Origin of the sequence: Pararhizobium sp. O133, assembly GCF_051669845.1 — a bacterium.
GTDB lineage: Bacteria > Pseudomonadota > Alphaproteobacteria > Rhizobiales > Rhizobiaceae > Pararhizobium.
The window spans coordinates 185,833-202,716 of sequence record NZ_CP196426.1 but is presented as its reverse complement, the minus strand read 5'-3'; the positions used below and the strand labels follow the sequence as shown (position 1 = coordinate 202,716).

Annotated in this window: 18 protein-coding genes; 10 read left to right on the top strand and 8 right to left on the bottom strand. The window is 60.6% G+C overall.

The window, feature by feature from the left end:
* The first annotated feature begins 208 nt into the window (after positions 1–208).
* Positions 209–352 (top strand): hypothetical protein, encoded by a 144-nt coding sequence (locus ACST81_RS01050; protein ID WP_438750955.1) that lies wholly within the window; start codon positions 209–211, stop codon positions 350–352.
* 5 nt (positions 353–357) lie between these two features.
* Here ACST81_RS01050 and ACST81_RS01045 read toward each other — a convergent pair whose 3' ends face one another.
* The gene (locus tag ACST81_RS01045) at positions 358–783 is read right to left on the bottom strand and encodes a VOC family protein (protein WP_438750954.1); all 426 of its coding nucleotides are present in this window, start codon (positions 781–783) and stop codon (positions 358–360) included.
* Positions 784–868: 85 nt separating this feature from the next.
* On the opposite strand from ACST81_RS01045, the gene ACST81_RS01040 reads away from it, so the two are divergent.
* Entirely contained in the window at positions 869–1,444 is a 576-nt protein-coding gene (locus ACST81_RS01040) for a TetR/AcrR family transcriptional regulator (RefSeq protein WP_438750953.1), read from the top strand.
* A gap of 6 nt (positions 1,445–1,450) precedes the next feature.
* Here the strand turns inward: ACST81_RS01040 and nth are convergent, their stop codons facing one another.
* Positions 1,451–2,215: an endonuclease III gene (gene nth / locus ACST81_RS01035; RefSeq protein WP_438750952.1), complete on the bottom strand. Its 765-nt coding sequence runs from the start codon at positions 2,213–2,215 to the stop codon at positions 1,451–1,453.
* Between the two features lie 22 nt (positions 2,216–2,237).
* Here nth and ACST81_RS01030 point away from each other — a divergent pair, with 22 nt between their 5' ends.
* Positions 2,238–2,735 carry a DUF2244 domain-containing protein gene (locus ACST81_RS01030; RefSeq protein WP_438750951.1) on the top strand — a complete coding sequence of 166 codons (498 nt, stop codon included), beginning with the start codon at positions 2,238–2,240 and terminating at the stop codon, positions 2,733–2,735.
* Between the two features lie 62 nt (positions 2,736–2,797).
* Positions 2,798–3,670 (top strand): methylated-DNA--[protein]-cysteine S-methyltransferase, encoded by an 873-nt coding sequence (locus tag ACST81_RS01025; RefSeq protein WP_438750950.1) that lies wholly within the window; start codon positions 2,798–2,800, stop codon positions 3,668–3,670.
* Positions 3,671–3,869: 199 nt separating this feature from the next.
* Here ACST81_RS01025 and ACST81_RS01020 read toward each other — a convergent pair whose 3' ends face one another.
* The 6 genes from ACST81_RS01020 to mepA form a co-directional block, all read right to left on the bottom strand.
* Positions 3,870–4,505 (bottom strand): 2,3-bisphosphoglycerate-dependent phosphoglycerate mutase, encoded by a 636-nt coding sequence (locus tag ACST81_RS01020; protein WP_438750949.1) that lies wholly within the window; start codon positions 4,503–4,505, stop codon positions 3,870–3,872.
* A 29-nt stretch (positions 4,506–4,534) separates the two neighbouring features.
* A complete protein-coding gene (gene dapB / locus ACST81_RS01015) occupies positions 4,535–5,353 on the bottom strand; it encodes a 4-hydroxy-tetrahydrodipicolinate reductase (protein WP_438750948.1) in 819 nt (272 codons plus the stop codon).
* A 31-nt stretch (positions 5,354–5,384) separates the two neighbouring features.
* Positions 5,385–7,196, bottom strand: coding sequence for an ABC transporter ATP-binding protein (locus ACST81_RS01010; protein ID WP_438750947.1), 1,812 nt, complete (start codon positions 7,194–7,196; stop codon positions 5,385–5,387).
* A 104-nt stretch (positions 7,197–7,300) separates the two neighbouring features.
* Positions 7,301–8,326 carry a glucokinase gene (locus tag ACST81_RS01005; protein ID WP_438750946.1) on the bottom strand — a complete coding sequence of 342 codons (1,026 nt, stop codon included), beginning with the start codon at positions 8,324–8,326 and terminating at the stop codon, positions 7,301–7,303.
* A 51-nt stretch (positions 8,327–8,377) separates the two neighbouring features.
* The gene (locus tag ACST81_RS01000; RefSeq protein WP_438750945.1) at positions 8,378–8,752 is read right to left on the bottom strand and encodes a methylglyoxal synthase; all 375 of its coding nucleotides are present in this window, start codon (positions 8,750–8,752) and stop codon (positions 8,378–8,380) included.
* Positions 8,753–8,856: 104 nt separating this feature from the next.
* Positions 8,857–9,906, bottom strand: a complete 1,050-nt coding sequence (mepA, locus tag ACST81_RS00995; protein WP_438750944.1) for a penicillin-insensitive murein endopeptidase — start codon at positions 9,904–9,906, stop codon at positions 8,857–8,859.
* A 217-nt stretch (positions 9,907–10,123) separates the two neighbouring features.
* Between mepA and ACST81_RS00990 the strand changes: the two genes are divergently transcribed.
* The 6 genes from ACST81_RS00990 (at position 10,124) to ACST81_RS00965 (ending at position 16,875) form a co-directional block, all read left to right on the top strand.
* The gene (locus ACST81_RS00990; protein WP_438750943.1) at positions 10,124–11,980 is read left to right on the top strand and encodes an extracellular solute-binding protein; all 1,857 of its coding nucleotides are present in this window, start codon (positions 10,124–10,126) and stop codon (positions 11,978–11,980) included.
* 169 nt (positions 11,981–12,149) lie between these two features.
* On the top strand, positions 12,150–13,244 hold the full coding sequence (locus ACST81_RS00985) for a microcin C ABC transporter permease YejB (protein ID WP_438750942.1): 1,095 nt from the start codon (positions 12,150–12,152) through the stop codon (positions 13,242–13,244).
* Positions 13,244–14,383, top strand: a complete 1,140-nt coding sequence (locus ACST81_RS00980; protein WP_438750941.1) for an ABC transporter permease — start codon at positions 13,244–13,246, stop codon at positions 14,381–14,383. Before ACST81_RS00985 ends, ACST81_RS00980 begins: the two co-directional genes overlap by 1 nt.
* 76 nt (positions 14,384–14,459) lie before the next feature.
* On the top strand, positions 14,460–14,753 hold the full coding sequence (locus tag ACST81_RS00975; protein WP_438750940.1) for a hypothetical protein: 294 nt from the start codon (positions 14,460–14,462) through the stop codon (positions 14,751–14,753).
* The gene (locus ACST81_RS00970; RefSeq protein ID WP_438750939.1) at positions 14,750–15,250 is read left to right on the top strand and encodes a type II toxin-antitoxin system VapC family toxin; all 501 of its coding nucleotides are present in this window, start codon (positions 14,750–14,752) and stop codon (positions 15,248–15,250) included. The genes ACST81_RS00975 and ACST81_RS00970 overlap by 4 nt, the downstream gene beginning before the upstream one ends.
* Entirely contained in the window at positions 15,247–16,875 is a 1,629-nt protein-coding gene (locus tag ACST81_RS00965; protein WP_438750938.1) for an ABC transporter ATP-binding protein, read from the top strand. Before ACST81_RS00970 ends, ACST81_RS00965 begins: the two co-directional genes overlap by 4 nt.
* Positions 16,876–16,884: the final 9 nt, after the last annotated feature.

The following is a 16,884-nucleotide window of genomic DNA, read 5'->3' as shown; positions in this document are numbered from 1 at the left end:
GGAATGTTTGCCCGCTGCATGAATCGGAATCGATTCAAGGATAAAACCATGCAGCATCTTTCAAGTGTTGCAGCGACCTTTGCGCGTCATATCCGACGCGCGGCGCTGCAGTCCGGTAATAGCGGATTCCGGCCAGTTTGGAAGAGGCAAGCGAAAAAGAAGCCGCTGCACGCCGATTTTACTTCCATGGGAAATGGGCGTTTCTCCTATGGTCGACATGGAAAACATAGCCGACCTGCCGCAAGAGCCGCGCATGCGCGGCCGTCCCCGAGAATTCGACGTCGACCGCGTGCTCGATCTCGCCCTTCTGCCAGCTCTGCTCGACGCGCTGACCGAGCGCCGGCGGGCCTGATCCCTTCAGGCCGGCAGCGCCGCGGCATCGTACTGCGCGGCAAAATCCCCGGTCGGCGGGATCGGCTTGATCACGTCGATCAGGACGCCGTTCGGGTCGGCGGTGATGAAATGCCGCTGGCCGAAATCCTCATCCCGCAGCGGCAGCAGGATCGGCAGGCCGGCGGCTTGAAATTCCGCATAAAGCGCGTCGGGATCCTCAACCTCGAAATTCAAGAGCAGCCCCGAAGCCTTGCCGCGCCCGCTTTGCGGAATGGTGTGGTGGCTGCCGTCGAGAATGGCGAGCGTCACCCGTTCGTCCAGCGTCGATTGCAGATGCACATACCAGTCGCTGCTGAACAATGCTTCGAAACGAAAGTGGCGCTTGTAGAATTCGGCTGTCGCTTCCACGGCGTCCGTCATGATGACCGGATAGTAACTGGTGATTTTCATGGCTTTTGTCTCCATTCCAACTTAGATACAGTTTGTATGTAACCGCTAAATAACATGCATACAGATTGTATGTAAAGGTGGATTTGTGAGACGCAGCAACAGCGAACGAACGGAAATCATGCGGGCGGCCCTGATTGCCGCCGCGCGTCGGCTTTTCGTGGAAAAAGGTTACGCCGAGACGGCAACGCCGGAGATCGTCGCGGCGGCCGGCGTGACGCGCGGCGCGCTCTATCATCACTTCGAGGACAAGAAGGCGCTGTTTGCCGCCGTGGTTGCCGAAGAGGCGCGGGCAGTGAGCGCGCAGATCGAAAGCGCGACGGTCGATTCGGCAACGCCGCGCCAAGGACTTCTCGATGGCACGCGCACCTATTTCGATGCTTTGGCCGTGCCGGGACGCATCCGGCTGCTGCTGCTGGATGGTCCATCCGTACTCGGCATGGATGCCATGCAACGGCTGAACGGGGAAACCTCGGAAGCCAGCCTCAAGGCTGGACTGAAAGAGCTTTTTGCCGAAAGCGGAAAGTCGGAAAACCTGCTGGACGTCTATACCGATCTTCTCGGCGCCGCCTTCGACAGGGCCGCGCTTGCCATCGCTGATGGCGCCGACCGGAAGGGTTACGAACAGGCGATCGCCGCGCTGATCGAGGGTATCGTCCGGTAATCCGGATCAGACGATCTGCGCGGGCAATTCGACCAGCGGCGCGGGAATCGTGTTGGTCTTTTCCGCCGCCTTGCAGATGTCGGCGATCACACAGTGTTCGCATTCCGGCCTGCGCGATTTGCAGCAATAGCGCCCATGCAGGATCAGCCAGTGATGTGCGTGATAGAGATAGTGGTCGGGAATGATCCGCATCAGCTGGTCTTCCACCTCGTCCGGGGTCTTGCCCGGTGCCAGACAGAGCCGGTTGGCGATGCGGAAGATATGGGTGTCCACTGCCATGGTCGATTGCCCGAAGGCCATGGAGAGCACGACATTGGCGGTCTTGCGACCGACGCCGGGCAGGGTGATCAGCTCTTCGCGCGTACGGGGCACTTCGCTGCCGAATTCGGCGATCAGCTTTTCGCTGAGCGCGATGACGTTCTTTGCCTTGTTGCGATAGAGCCCGATCGTCTTGATGTAGTCGCGGACCCGATCTTCGCCGAGCGCAACCATCTTTTCCGGCGTATCCGCCACCGCAAACAGCGCCCGCGTCGCCTTGTTGACACCGGCATCCGTCGCCTGCGCCGACAGCGCCACCGCGACCACCAGCGTGAACGGATTGACGTGTTCCAGCTCGCCCTTCGGCTCCGGCCGCTGGATCGAGAAGCGGCGAAAGATCTCCTCGATCTCCGCAGGGGTGTAGATGGATTTCGACTTTGTTTTGGCGCGGCCGGTTGTCGCGGATTTTGCCTTCGCCGGGTTCACCGCCGATTTTAGCTTCACGTTTTTCATCCTGCATCTATAGTCATTCGCCATGAATGATGGCAACGCCGAGATGTCGGGTCTCGATCAGCCGGTCTTTTCCGCCGAGCTGACACCGTATCGTTCGCTGGGCGTGAAGGGCCTCAAGGTCTTCTTCGCGATCGCCGGCCTGATGAGCCTCGTTCATATCTTCGTCTTCATGGTGATCGGCGCCTGGCCGATCGTCTTCTTCTTCGGGCTGGATTTCCTGCTGCTGTTCGGCGCCTTCTGGCTGAACAACCGGGCGGCCCGCGCACGTGAGGAAATCAGCGTTTCGCGCATGGACGTGTCGGTGCGCAAATTCACGCCGACTGGGCGGATGACGGAGCACCGGTTCAATCCCTTCTGGGCGCGGTTCAACATCGCCCGCCACGAGGAGATCGGCATCGTCTCGATGCAGATCAGCGACCAGCGCCGGGCAACCGATATCGGCTCGTTCCTGAACCGGGACGACCGCGAAACGTTCGCCACGGCCTTTTCCGGGGCGCTGGCCACGGTGAAACGGCGGTAAACAAGAATCGGGTGGCGAACACCCGGTGCGAGTGATTATCTCTCTGTCCAAGGAGATAAGCGATGAATATCACCACATCCATTCCGGCGGATATCACGCCGCACGGCAGTGATTACGAGACCGTCAGCCGCGTTGTCGAACTGCTGACCGAGACCTATCGCGACCAGCCGTCGCTTGAAAGCATTGCGGGCGAGCTTGGCCAGTCGCCGACGCAGTTGCAGAAGACATTTACGCGCTGGGCCGGCCTGTCGCCAAAGGCCTTCCTGCAGGCTGTCACGCTCGATCACGCCAAGCGGCTGCTGCGCCAGGAAGAACTGCCCCTGCTCGAAACCAGCTACGAACTCGGGCTGTCCGGACCGGGGCGCTTGCACGACCTGTTCGTCACCCATGAGGCCATGTCTCCAGGTGAATGGAAGCTGCGCGGTGGCGGCCTGACGATCCGCTATGCTTTTCATCCGTGCCCGTTCGGCGTGGCGCTGGTCATGGTCACCGATCGCGGCCTCGCCGGCCTCGCCTTTAACGATGCCGGTGCCGAGGAGGCCAATTTCGAGGATATGGCGAGCCGCTGGCCGAATGCGCAGTTCATCGAGGACAGCGCCGCTACGGCCGGTTATGCGGCCCGCATCTTCGATTCGCGCCAGTGGAGTGTGGAGGAGCCTTTGCGTGTCGTCCTGATCGGCTCGGACTTCCAGATACGGGTCTGGGAATCGCTGTTGAAGATCCCGATGGGCAGGGCCGTTACCTATTCCGACATCGCCTCTGATATCGGCCAGCCCACCGCGTCCCGCGCCGTCGGCGCCGCCGTCGGTCGCAATCCGATCTCCTTCGTGGTCCCATGCCACCGGGCCCTTGGCAAGAGCGGGGCGTTGACGGGGTATCACTGGGGCCTGACCCGCAAACGGGCGATGCTTGGCTGGGAGGCAGGCAAGGTTTGATTTTGGGGGGAGGTTTTTCTCTTACTTCGTCATGCCTGTGCTTGTCACAGGTCACCGCGCGTCTGCGCGGTGAGAGAGCCAGTCAATTTTCAAACAGTCTTTTAACCCGACCGACGTCGGGTCGCTGGATGCCTGTGACAAGCACAGGCATGACGGAGAATGAGGAACGCCTTCGCTTACGACTGGCAATATCCAGCGCTCAATGCGCCCCGGACATGTCGCCGAGTACTTTCTTCGAAGCCACGGTGGAATCTGCGTTGAGCTTGTAGACCATCGGCACACCGGTCGCCAGGTTGAGCGCCAGGATCTGCTCCTTGGTCAGGCGATCGAGCACCATGACCAGCGAGCGCAGCGAATTGCCGTGGGCGGCGACGAGGACGTTTTCGCCGCGAAGAACGCGTGGCAGGATTTCCGTCAGGTAATACGGCCAGACGCGGGCGCCGGTGTCGCGCAGGCTTTCGCCGCCCGGCGGGGGGACGTCGTAGGAGCGGCGCCAGATATGCACCTGTTCTTCGCCCCACTTGGCGCGGGCGTCATCCTTGTTGAGGCCGGAAAGGTCGCCATAGTCGCGTTCGTTCAGTGCCTGATCCTTGATGGTTTCCAGACCGGGCTGGCCGATATTGTCGAGGATGAGCTTCAGCGTGTGCTGGGCGCGTGTCAGGACCGAAGTGAAGGCGATATCGTATTTGATGCCGTATTCGGCAAGCGCCTTGCCGCCGGTATTGGCTTCCTCGATGCCGAGTGGCGTGAGGTCGGGGTCCTTCCAGCCGGTGAACAGGTTTTTCAGGTTCCAGTCGCTCTGGCCGTGACGCACAAGGACGAGGGTGCCGCTCATGATGATATTCCTCCGGGGGATTGAAAGGTTCAGGACAGCCCGAGCACGTCGAGCATGGAATAAAAGCCGGGTTTCTGATCGCGGGCCCAGAGCGCCGCCGTGACGGCGCCGCGGGCAAAGATCGAGCGGTCGGTGGCACTGTGCGACAGCGTCACCTGCTCGCCTTCACCGGCGAGAATGACGGAATGTTCGCCGATCACCGAGCCGCCGCGAAGCGTCGCAAAACCGATCGTGCCGGCAATGCGGGCGCCGGTATGGCCATCGCGCACCCGCACGGAATGGTCGGCAAGACCGATCTCGCGACCCTTTGCAGCGGCCTCGCCGAGAAGCAGCGCAGTGCCGGACGGCGCATCAACCTTGTGCTTGTGGTGCATTTCGAGGATTTCGATATCCCAGTTCGCCGGGCCGAGCGCACGGGCCGCCTGCTGCGTGAGAACGCCGAGCAGGTTGACGCCGAGGCTCATATTGCCGGACTTGACGACGCGGGCATGACGCGCCGCCGCCCTGAACTTGTTCTCTTCTTCGGTCGAGCAGCCCGTCGTGCCGATGACATGGACGATCCGGGCCTGGGCGGAGAGAATGGAAAACTCGACCGAGGCCGCGGGCGAGGTGAAATCGAGCACGCCTTCGGCTTCGACAAAAGCTTCGAGCGGCTTGTCGCTGATGGTGACACCGGTCGGGCCAAGGCCAGCGATCTCGCCGGCATCACGGCCGATGAAGGGAGAGCCGGGACGTTCGATGGCGGCGAATACGGTCGTGCCCGGCATCGCATGGATTGTGCGGATCAGTGTCTGTCCCATCCGGCCGGCGGCGCCAACCACCACGAGTTTCATGTCCGTCCCGCTCATGCCCACCCCACTCATTTCAGTCTCATTCCCATCAGATCAATGGTTCGGCTTCCGCCGCCGGTTGCGTCGCAGTCGTGCCTTGCAGATTGTGCAGGCGAGCGTAAAGACCGTCGCTGCGCTGCGCAAGCGCCTCATGCGTGCCTTCCTCGACCACCAGGCCATCCTTCATGACGATGATCTTGTCGGCGTTGACGACGGTCGACAGGCGATGGGCGATGACGACCACGGTGCGACCGCTCATCGCGTGATCGAGCGCCTTCTGCACGGCCGCTTCCGATTCGGTGTCGAGCGCCGAGGTGGCTTCGTCGAGCAACAGGATCGGCGCTTGGCGTACCAGTGCGCGGGCGATCGACAGGCGCTGGCGCTGGCCGCCAGATAGCGTCACGCCGTTTTCGCCGACCGCCGTGTCGTAACCCTGCGGCTGCATGCGGATGAAGTCATGGGCATAGGCGAGCTTTGCCGCTTCCTCGACCTCGGCATCGGTCGCTTCCGGGCGGCCGTAGCGGATATTGTCGCGGATCGAGCCTTCGAAGAGGTACGGCTGCTGCGAGACATAGGCGAGGCCGTTGCGCAGTGACTGCTTGGTGATATGGGCGATGTCCTGCCCGTCGATCAGGATTTCCCCGCCGGATGGATCGTAGAAGCGTGGAATGAGGCTGATGACGGTCGACTTGCCGGCGCCGGAAGGGCCGACCAGCGCCGTCGTCTTGCCGCCCTCGGCGACGAAGCTCACGCCCTTCAGGATTTCGTCGTTCTGGTTATAGCCGAAGCGCACGTTGCGGAACTCGATCGATGCCTGGTTCAGCTTCAGATCGGAGGCATCCTGCAGATCGCGCTGGTGTGGAACCATATCGAGGATCTCGTAGATCATGCGGGCGTTGACAACGGCGCGCTCGAGCGAAATCTGCAGCTTGGCAAGGCGTCGCGCCGGGTCGTAGGCCATCAGCAGTGCAGTGACGAAGGCGAAGAATGCGCCGGGCTGCACGCCGTTGTAGATCGAACGGAAGGCGGCATAGGCAAGCACGCTGGAAATGGCGAAACCGGCAAAGGTTTCTGTCATCGGGGCGGTGCGTTCGCTGAGTCTGGCAATGCGGTTGGCGCGGTTTTCGGCCCGATCGATAATGTTTTCGACCTTGGACTTCAGCTGCTTTTCCATCGTGAAGGCCTTGACGATGGTGATGCCCTGGATGGTTTCCTGCATGGCGCCGAGAACATGGCTGTTGATCTCGACGGACTCGCGCGTCGCCTGCTTCAGCCGGCGTGAAATGTAGCGCAGGCCGATCAAAAGCGGCGGCGCGATGACGAAGACGATCACTGTCAGCAGCCAGTCCTTGCTGATCATCACCCCGATCAGGGCGATGAGAGTCAGGAAATCGCGCGCAAGCGAGGTGACGGTCATGTTGAGGACGTCACGGATGCCCGAGACGTTCTGGCTGATCTGCGCCGAGATCCGCGCCGAACGGGTGTCGCTGAAATAGCCGACGCTGAGCGCCATCAGGTGCGAATAGAGCCGGCGCTGGTAGCTGGCGACGATGCTGTTGCCGATCTTCGACAAGGCCACGGCCTGGCCGTAGGTGGCGAAACCGCGCAGCACGAAAGCGATGAAGATGGCTCCGCAGATATAGACGACGACATCGGCCCGCTTGTTGGCGAAAGCCTCGTTGACCACCGATTCCATGATCCAGGCGGTAAAGGCCGTCGATGCCGCAATGACGCCGAGGCAGGCGATGGCGAAGATATAGCCACGCAAATGCGCACGGCCGTTTTCGGCGATGACCCGCTTGAGCACGCTGGTAATCGTCTCGCGGTCAACGGGTGGCAGCTTTGTCTTGGCTTGTTTCAAGCGTGTTTCCTTAAAGCCCGGCGCATGCCCTCCGGGCACCCCGTTTTCCCGCGCTCTATAGTCCCTTGCTCCCCGTTTGGCGAGTCCAAGCGGCTGGCCCCGCCTCAAGTTCTCCAGCGCCGTCCCTCAGTTGCCACACCGAATCGGGACGGCGTGCGAGAATAGGCGGCGAGACCGGAGAGAGCAGCCGTCGGATGGGTGACCACGAAGGTCGGAATCGTTTTCAGCAATGCGGAATGCGGGGCCTTGTCCTCGAAGGCCTGGCGGAATTCCGGCTTTTTCAGCGCCGGCAGGATCTTCTGCGAAATGCCGCCGGCGAGGAACACCCCGCCACGCGCCATGAAGATCATCGCCATGTCGCCGGCAACGCGGCCGAGATAGGTCGAAAACAGCGAAACGGTCTCGACGGCGGCCTCGTCGCTGCCGGCAAGTGCTGAGGTCGTCACCGCCGCCGGATCGGCCAGATGCGCATCCCGGGCCTTCGATTCGCAAACGGCGCGGTAGATGTTCATGATGCCGCGGCCGCAGAGCAATTGTTCGGCGGAAATGCGCCCTTCGATCGGCTCGAGGAAAGGCCAGATTTCATAGTCGCGCTCGGAGCGCGGGCCGACATCGACATGACCGCCTTCGCCGGGAACCGGAATCCAGGCGTGCTGGGCATGGACGAGCCCGGCAACGCCAAGGCCGGTGCCGGGGCCGAGAACGGCGCAGGAGGCGGATTCGAGAATGGAACCGGGGCCGATCTGTTCACGGCCTTCTTCGCCGATCGAGGCGATGGCGAGCGCCTGCGCCTCGAAATCGTTGATGATGATCACGTCTTCCAGCGACAGCGCCTTCAGCATGTCTTTCGGCTTGATCACCCAGCCGGCATTGGTGAGCGGAATGTCGTCACCCTTGACGGGGCCTGCGACCGCGATGATGGCGGAGCGCGGCTGCACCGAAGTCTTGTCGAGGATGCTGGTCTGCAACGCCTCCTCGATGCTGGCATAGCGCGTCGTCGGGATGATCGGAAACATCTTCGGCTCGGCGAAGGCGTCGGTCAGCAGGCCGAAGCGCGCATTGGTTCCGCCGATATCGCCGATCAGGATCGGGAACGTCAGGTTGCTGTCGGTATCGGTGAACGAGGGCATGGGATGTTCCGTTGTGATCGCGCGGACGTGAGGCTTGATGGGAAAGCTTTATCAGGGATGGTTGAAATCGATCAACCGTTCAGCGGTCGCCCGGTTGAGTGCCATCGGAATATCGTAGACGGTGGCAAGCCGCATCAGTGCCTTGACATCGACATCGTGCGGCATGGCGGTCAGGGGGTCTGTAAAAAAGATGAGCATGTGGACATCGCCGGTGGCGATCATCGCGCCGATCTGCTGGTCTCCGCCGAGCGGTCCGCTCTTCAGGCGAATGACGTCGAGGCTCGGACAGGCCTCCTGAACCCGACCGCCAGTGGTTCCGGTCGCGACGATCTTCCAGTTGGCAAGCACGGCCTCATTGGCCTGCGCAAAAGTCGCCAGATCGTCTTTCTTCTGGTCATGCGCAATCAGCGCCACGCATTTCGCCATTCGTCCCACCCCGCCTCGGTCAGCGTCGATTTTAAATCGATTTGATTTCCTCTACAGGAGAGGCCGACACTTGAAAAGACCGGCGGGACGCGAGGCGTGACGCGTTATTGGACCGGGCGGGCCAGCGGCACGGGTATTTCACTGTCGGGCAGTTCGCCGGCGGCATTGATCACCTGTTCGATCGCCGTATTGCCGGGTTGCTGCTCGGGCGCGACATAGGCGTTGCCATAGGTCGCCGATTGCTCCGAATTCGCGGGAGCAGCCAGAACGGCCGTGCAGGCCTTGGGCAGATCAGACAGCATGGTGAATTTCGGCTTCACGGGCTTGGCGTTCGGGTCCTTCTTCGGCTTCGCCCAAGGCTCCTTGGTGAACCACCAGGCGAGTGACTTATCGCAGCCGTCGCCCCTTGCCACCGGTGCCTGCGCCTTGCAGCCGGCAGCGCCCGGCGGGCAATGCATGCGGATGTGGAAATGTTCGTCATGGCCATAGACCGGGCGCACCTTGCCGAGCAGGTCGCGGTCGCCGGTCCAGGTGTCGCACAGCTTCTTCTTGATCGCCGGATTGACGAAGACGCGCTCGACCTCAGGATAGCTCGCCGCCTGCATAACGAGGTTCGCATGGGTGGGCGTCCAGCGGGCCGGATTGACCGTCAGGAACTTGCTCTTGTCGAGCATGGACACGAACGGCATGTCCTCGCGGGCCTGTGCGGTCAACGGTTGCGAAGGCTTCGACTGGAACCAGATATCCGCGTCGAGCCCGATCTGGTGGGAGGCGTGACCTGTCAGCATCGGTCCGCCGCGTGGTTGCGAAATATCGCCGATGAGGATGCCGGAGCCCCAGCCTAGACGGACGGCATCGTGTGAAAATGTTTCCAGAAGCTGGATCATGGCCGGGTTGCCCCAGCGGCGGTTGCGCGACAGGCGCATCGCCTGCCATGTCGGCCCATCGGTCGGGATCGCCACGGCGCCGGCCATGCAGCCCTTGGCATAGAATCCGAAGGGGCTGGCGGCTGCGAGGCTCGGCAGCTTGACCTTGCCGAAAATCTGCTTGGCGGGGGTGGCGTCGGCCGCTGCCGCGTCGCCGGCGATGAGGCTGAAGCCACAGAGCGCGGCAAGCGCCATCGTTCCCAGATGCCGAATGAAACCTGCCTGCATTCCCGCCATTATCCGTCCATTCCCGATGATCAAAGCATGCCGGGCCTGCGGCAAAGCCGAAACACCGGGTACCCTCGGCATTGACACACTCTCTTTGTGTCAGCCTTGTGGGACACGCGACCGTGATTCAAAAAAAATGCCCGATTTGAGGCCGCTTCTGTCAATTGCCCGGATTTTGCCTATTCTGTCCGCCAAGCAAGACAAAAGCGAAAACGGTATGCGGGGTATTGGCATGAATTTCAGAAACGCGCTGGCCATGGCGACATTGGCGCTTGCGTCATTGTCTCCACTGCCGTCGATCGCACAGGAGCAACTGGTATGGCATCAGGGCACGGCAACGGTGGGCGAACTGAAATACAAGGACGGCTTTTCCCGCTTCGATTACGTCAATCCGGATGCGCCCAAGGGCGGCAATATCAATCTGACTGCATCCGGGACATTCGATACGCTTAACCCGCTCCTTGCCAAGGGAGAGCAGGGCGCAGGCGTGGCGGCATTGGCGTTCGAAACACTGATGAAACCGTCCATGGACGAGATCGCCTCCGATTACGGCCTCCTCGCCGAATCCATCGCCTATCCAGATGATTTTGCCTATGTCAAATTCCGGCTGCGGCCGGAGGCGAAATGGGAGGATGGCCAGCCTGTCACGCCAGAGGACGTCGTCTTCAGTTTCGACAAGGTGAAAGCCAACGATCCCCAGAAGGAATTCTATTACAAGCAAGTCACAAAGGCCGAGAAGACCGGTGATCGGGAGGTAACCTTTTCCTTCGACGAGAAGAACAATCGCGAACTCCCCAAGATCGTCGGAGAGCTGGTGATCGTCCCGAAGCATTGGTGGGAAGGCAAGGACCCCAAGGGCGTCCAGCGCGATATTTCGAAAACCTCGTTGGAAATTCCAATGGGATCAGGTCCCTACAAGATCACGTCCATGACGCCTGGCGCGACCATCCGTTATGAGTTGCGGGATGATTATTGGGGCAAGAACCTCAACGTAAACATCGGCCAGAACAATTTCGTGTCGATCAATTACGCCTATTATGCCGACCTCGGCGTGTCCTTCGAGGCGTTCCGTTCCGGCAATGCCGATTACTGGTGGGAGAATTCCGCCAAGCGCTGGGCGACGTCCTATGATTTCCCGGCGGTCAATGATGGCCGCATCAAGCGGGAAGTGCTCGACAACGACTATCGCAACAGCGGGATCCTGGTTGGCTTCATTCCCAACCTCCGACGCGAGAAATTTCAGGACGAGCGGGTCCGCGAAGCCCTGAATTATGCATTCGATTTCGAGGAGTTGAAGCGGACGATTTTCTACAATCAGTATGACCGCATCAACAGCTACTTCTTCGGGTCGGAGCTTGCTTCCAGCGGCTTGCCGCAGGGTCGAGAACTCGAAATCCTCAATGAACTGAAAGACCAGGTGCCGTCGGCGGTCTTTACCACCGAATACAAGAATCCGGTTGGCGGCGACCAGACGAAGCAGCGCGACAATTTGCGCAAGGCCATCGTCCTGTTCAAGGAAGCCGGTTACGAACTCAAGGGCAATCGCATGGTCAATTCGAAGACCGGCGAGCCGTTCAGCTTCGAAATCCTGCTGGATGGCCCGACGATCGAGATCGTTGCACTGCCCTTCGCGCAGAACCTGAAGAAGATCGGCGTCACCGCGACCGTGCGGACGGTCGATTCCTCGCAATACACCAACCGCTGGCGCTCGCGCGATTTCGACATGATCTACCTAGGCTGGGGGCAATCGCTCAATCCCGGCAACGAGCAGGCGGAATATTGGGGGTCGGATTCAGCTAAGCGTGACGGTTCGCAGAATTATGCGGGTATCAGCGATCCGGGCATTGACGCGCTTATTCGCCGGATCATCTTCGCCAAGGATCGGGACGAACTGATTGCGACCACCAAGGTGCTCGACCGAGTGCTTCTGGCGCATCATTATGTCATCCCTAGCTACACCGGCCGATATTCCAGAATTGCCTATTCGGCCAATCTCATCCGCCCTGCCGACTTGCCGAAATATGCGGTCGGTTTCCCAACCATCTGGTGGTCGAAAGACGCTGCGGCGCAATGAAAGCCTTGCACAGGGCTCACTGCGTACTCCAAATGCGGTTATGCGAATCAATGCGGGTGCCGGTTTCAGCTGGCGCCCTGAAGGAGATCAGCGGATTGACGACGATGAGGCGGGTTGCCGCTAACAGCGGATCGGATCGGATGACAGGGCAGACCGGGGAGCAAATCTGATGGGCGCCTATATCCTGCGCCGGCTGCTGCTGATGATCCCGACGATCGTCGGGATCATGGCCATTTCCTTCGCCGTCATCCAGTTCGCGCCCGGCGGCCCGGTCGAGCAGGTGATCGCCGATCTGACGGGCCAGAACCAGGGTGGCGACCGTCTCTCAGGCGGCGGCAGCGATCTGGCCGGACAGCAGTTCGGTGGCGAGGAATCGTCGGGAAAATATCGCGGTGCCCAGGGTCTCGATCCGGATTTCATCAAGAAGCTGGAAAAGCAGTTCGGCTTCGACAAGCCGCCGCTGGAGCGCTTCGGCCAGATGATGTGGAACTATATCCGCTTTGATTTCGGTGAAAGCTTCTTCCGTAATACCTCGGTCGTCGATCTCATCCTCGACAAGCTGCCGGTGTCGATTTCGCTCGGACTCTGGATACTATTGTTCTCCTACGCCATTTCCATTCCGCTCGGCATCAAGAAGGCCATATCGGACGGCTCGACCTTCGATGTCTGGACCTCGGGCATCATCATCGTCGGCTATGCAGTGCCGGGTTTCCTGTTCGGGATCCTCTTGATCGTGCTGTTCGCCGGCGGTTCCTTCTTCGACTGGTTTCCGTTGCGCGGCATCGTTTCCGACAATTTCTACCAGCTGAACTGGTGGCAGAAGATCCTCGATTATTTCTGGCACATGACGCTGCCGCTGATCACGCTGCTGTTGTCGGCCTTCGCGACCACGACGCTTTTGACCAAGAATTCCTTTATCGACGAGATCAAGAAGCAATATGTCACGACGGCAAGGGCCAAGGGCCTGAATGAACGGCAGGTGCTTTACGGCCATGTGTTCCGCAATGCCATGCTGATCATCATTGCCGGCTTTCCGGCAGCCTTCATTACCGCCTTCTTCACCGGGTCGCTGTTGACCGAATATATCTTCTCGCTCGATGGCCTCGGCCGGCTCGGTTATGACGCCATTGTCAAGCGGGACTATCCAATCGTGTTCGCGACCCTCTACATCTTTTCGCTGATGGGCCTGCTGGTCGGTCTCCTGTCGGATCTGATCTATACCTGGGTCGATCCGCGCATCGATTTCGACCGGAGGGATGTCTGATGGCCGACATGACCGCCAACCCGGCCATCGTCACCGGTACGCCCGGCCGTCTATCTCCGGTCAACCGCCGCCGCTGGGAAAACTTCAAGGCCAACCGCCGGGGCTACTGGTCCTTCTGGATCTTCCTGGTGCTGTTCGGCCTGAGCCTTTGCGCGGAATTCATCGCCAACGACAAGCCGGTTCTTGCGTCTTACAAGGGCGAAATCCTCGTGCCGGTGCTGATTGATTATCCGGAGGAAAAATTCGGCGGCTTCCTGGCCCAGACCGACTATAGGTCCGATTTCATCCGTGACGAGATCGAGGCCAATGGCTGGATGATCTGGCCACCGATCCGCTATTCCTACCAGACGGCCAATTCCAACATCCCGCATTCCGCGCCGACGGCGCCCTTCTGGCTGATGGACAGCCAGGAGCGCTGCTCCGGTTATCCGCAAGGGGCCGACGATCCCGCCTGTACACTGGGCAATCTCAACTGGCTGGGGACTGACGACCAAGCCCGCGACGTGACTGCGCGCATGATCTACGGTTTCCGTATCTCCGTCCTGTTCGGTCTGGCGCTCACCATCGCATCGGCGATCGTCGGTGTGAGCGCCGGCGCCGTTCAGGGTTATTTTGGTGGCTGGACGGATCTGCTTATGCAGCGCTTCATCGAAATCTGGTCATCCATGCCGGTTCTCTACATTCTGCTGATCATCGCGGCGATCCTGCCGCCGGGCTTCTTCGTGCTGCTCGGCATCATGCTTTTGTTCTCCTGGGTCGGCTTCGTCGGTATCGTGCGGGCCGAATTCCTGCGTGCCCGGAATTTCGAATATGTGCGCGCGGCCCGGGCTCTCGGCGTCAACAACCGGACGATCATGTTCCGCCATCTCCTGCCCAATGCCATGGTGGCGACGCTGACCTTCCTGCCATTCATCCTGTCGGGCTCGATCACCACGCTGACTTCGCTGGATTTTCTCGGCTTCGGCATGCCGCCGGGCTCCGCCTCGCTCGGCGAACTGATCGCCCAGGGCAAGTCCAACCTGCAGGCGCCCTGGCTCGGCCTCACCGCCTTCGTCGTCATGTCGGTCATGCTGTCCCTCCTGATCTTCATCGGCGAAGCGGCCCGCGACGCGTTCGATCCAAGGAAGACGTTCCGGTGAGGTGCGCTGAACTCGCAATTCGGGCCGGTCTGCATTACAGTCGCGGCGAAGGCGACCGTGAACAGGAACTGCGGCCATGAACAAGATCGTGCGCGAACATTATCCGGTCTCAAGTCTTCCAGATGATTTGCGGGAAGGCTTGTCCCTGGACGCCGAGGTTCGCATCGTCATTGAAGTGGCAGAACCGGAGCAGGACAAAGAGCACTTTTCGGGTTTCGTTGGTTTCGAGTTGCCGGAGCGGGTGCCTATGACCGCACAGGAAGCGGTCGAAGCAATACGGCGCTACAAGGCGCTGGGCCGCCCCTCCGTCGATCCCGATGAGGCCGTATCGCGAATTCGAAAATTGCGTGACGAATGGGACGATGAATGACGTCGTTTGCGAGGATTTATCTCGATACGAACATCTTCATCTATGCTTTTGAGGAGAAGGGGCCTCGAAGCGATCTCCTTTCGGCGATCTTCGCCGGCGCATCTGCTGCTAATTCATGGCTTGTTACCAGCGAACTCGTCCTTTCGGAGCTTCTTGTGAAGCCCTACAGGCATGCCGATGATATCGCCATCGAGCAATATGAAAGCTTCGTCGTGACGAGCGAGTGGCTCGACGTTCTGGCGATTTCGCGACTTGTCCTCTTGAATGCCGCCGAACTGCGGGCACGCTACAGGAACCTCAAGCTGCCGGACGCCATCCACCTTTCGGCAGCGATGGCGGCAGGATGTTCGCATTTTCTCACCGCAGACGAGGGATTGTCCGGCCAGATCGAGATCATTAATTGGCGACCCGCATCAGCAAGAAAAGCTCCATCCATTCACGTCATCCGGCCCGATGAGCCGACACTCACCTCTCTCCTACAAAGCCTGACCTCATGACAGACACACTCCTCTCCGTGCGCAACCTCTCCGTCGCCTTCCATCAGGGGGGCAAGACATCGATGGCGGTGGATAGTATCTCCTTCGATATCAAGCGCGGCGAGGTCGTCGCGCTGGTTGGCGAGTCCGGCTCGGGAAAATCGGTATCGGCCAATTCCATCCTGAAGCTCTTGCCCTATCCGGCCGCTAGTCATCCCGGCGGCGAGATCGTCTTCAACGGCAAGGACCTGATGAAGGCGTCGGACGCGGAACTGCGCCATGTGCGCGGCAACGACATCACGATGATCTTCCAGGAGCCGATGACATCGCTCAACCCGCTGCATTCGATCGAGCGGCAGATCGCCGAAATTCTCGATCTGCATCAGGGCATCACCGGGGCCGCTGCCCGAGCCCGTGTGCTCGAACTGCTCAATCAGGTCGGCATTCGCGAGCCGGAAAAGCGTCTCGCCGCCTATCCGCACGAACTGTCCGGCGGCCAGCGCCAGCGCGTGATGATCGCCATGGCGCTTGCCAACCGGCCGGAACTGCTCATCGCCGACGAACCGACGACGGCGCTCGACGTCACCGTCCAGGCGCAGATCCTCGAGCTTTTGAAGACGCTCAAGGACGAGCACGGCATGTCGATGCTGTTCATCACCCATGACCTCGGCATCGTCCGCAAGATCGCCGACAGGGTCTGCGTCATGACCAAAGGCAAGATCGTAGAGACCGGACCGACATCCGAGATTTTCGCCAATCCGCAGCACGAGTATACGCGTCATCTGCTGGCGTCCGAGCCCAGGGGCGCCCCACCCGTTTCCGATCCGTCGAAGCCGGTGGTGATCGAGGCCAAGGACATGAAGGTCTGGTTCCCGATCAAGGCGGGTTTCCTGCGCAAGGTCGTTGATCATGTCAAAGCCGTCGATGGCATCGACCTGACGCTCAGGGCTGGCCAGACGCTCGGCGTCGTCGGCGAGTCGGGCTCGGGCAAGACGACGCTCGGCCTGGCGCTCACCCGGCTGATCTCGTCCCAGGGCCGCGTCAGCTTCATCGGCAATCACATAGAGGACTATTCGTTCAAGCAGATGCGCCCGTTGCGCAACCGGATGCAGATCGTCTTCCAGGATCCGTTCGGCTCTCTCAGCCCCCGCATGGCCGTCAGCGACATCGTCGCGGAGGGATTGAAGGTTCACGAGCCGTCGCTGTCCGAAAAGGAACGCGATGCCCGCGTAGCGGCAGCGCTCGAGGAGGTCGGGCTGGATGCTTCTACCCGCTGGCGGTATCCGCATGAATTTTCCGGTGGCCAGCGCCAGCGCATCGCCATTGCGCGTGCCATGGTGCTGAAGCCGCAATTCGTCATGCTGGACGAGCCAACGTCCGCTCTGGATATGAGCGTGCAGGCGCAGGTGGTCGATCTGCTGCGTGACCTGCAGGCGAAACATGCGCTCGCCTATCTCTTCATCAGCCATGACCTCAAGGTTGTCCGGGCGCTTGCCAATGACATGATCGTCATGCGCCAGGGCAAGGTGGTGGAGCAGGGACCGTCGGAACGCATCTTCACCGCGCCGCAGCAAGATTATACCAAGGCGCTGATGGCTGCCGCTTTCGACATGAAGGCCGTCAACGTGCCCGCCGTTCACCAGTAGAGTTTCGAT

Bases quoted from the DNA above. Each gene is read 5' to 3' on its own strand.
- ACST81_RS00975 (WP_438750940.1), top strand. From the start codon at position 14,460: ATGAACAAGATCGTGCGCGAACATTATCCGGTCTCAAGTCTTCCAGAT.
- ACST81_RS01020 (WP_438750949.1), bottom strand. From the start codon at position 4,505: ATGAGCGGCACCCTCGTCCTTGTGCGTCACGGCCAGAGCGACTGGAAC.
- ACST81_RS00990 (WP_438750943.1), top strand. From the start codon at position 10,124: ATGCGGGGTATTGGCATGAATTTCAGAAACGCGCTGGCCATGGCGACA.
- ACST81_RS01025 (WP_438750950.1), top strand. From the start codon at position 2,798: ATGAATATCACCACATCCATTCCGGCGGATATCACGCCGCACGGCAGT.
- ACST81_RS00985 (WP_438750942.1), top strand. From the start codon at position 12,150: ATGGGCGCCTATATCCTGCGCCGGCTGCTGCTGATGATCCCGACGATC.
- ACST81_RS01030 (WP_438750951.1), top strand. From the start codon at position 2,238: ATGAATGATGGCAACGCCGAGATGTCGGGTCTCGATCAGCCGGTCTTT.
- ACST81_RS01045 (WP_438750954.1), bottom strand. From the start codon at position 783: ATGAAAATCACCAGTTACTATCCGGTCATCATGACGGACGCCGTGGAA.
- ACST81_RS01005 (WP_438750946.1), bottom strand. From the start codon at position 8,326: ATGCCCTCGTTCACCGATACCGACAGCAACCTGACGTTCCCGATCCTG.
- nth (WP_438750952.1), bottom strand. From the start codon at position 2,215: ATGAAAAACGTGAAGCTAAAATCGGCGGTGAACCCGGCGAAGGCAAAA.
- dapB (WP_438750948.1), bottom strand. From the start codon at position 5,353: ATGAGCGGGACGGACATGAAACTCGTGGTGGTTGGCGCCGCCGGCCGG.
- mepA (WP_438750944.1), bottom strand. From the start codon at position 9,906: ATGCAGGCAGGTTTCATTCGGCATCTGGGAACGATGGCGCTTGCCGCG.
- ACST81_RS01050 (WP_438750955.1), top strand. From the start codon at position 209: ATGGTCGACATGGAAAACATAGCCGACCTGCCGCAAGAGCCGCGCATG.
- ACST81_RS00965 (WP_438750938.1), top strand. From the start codon at position 15,247: ATGACAGACACACTCCTCTCCGTGCGCAACCTCTCCGTCGCCTTCCAT.
- ACST81_RS00980 (WP_438750941.1), top strand. From the start codon at position 13,244: ATGGCCGACATGACCGCCAACCCGGCCATCGTCACCGGTACGCCCGGC.
- ACST81_RS00970 (WP_438750939.1), top strand. From the start codon at position 14,750: ATGACGTCGTTTGCGAGGATTTATCTCGATACGAACATCTTCATCTAT.
- ACST81_RS01000 (WP_438750945.1), bottom strand. From the start codon at position 8,752: ATGGCGAAATGCGTGGCGCTGATTGCGCATGACCAGAAGAAAGACGAT.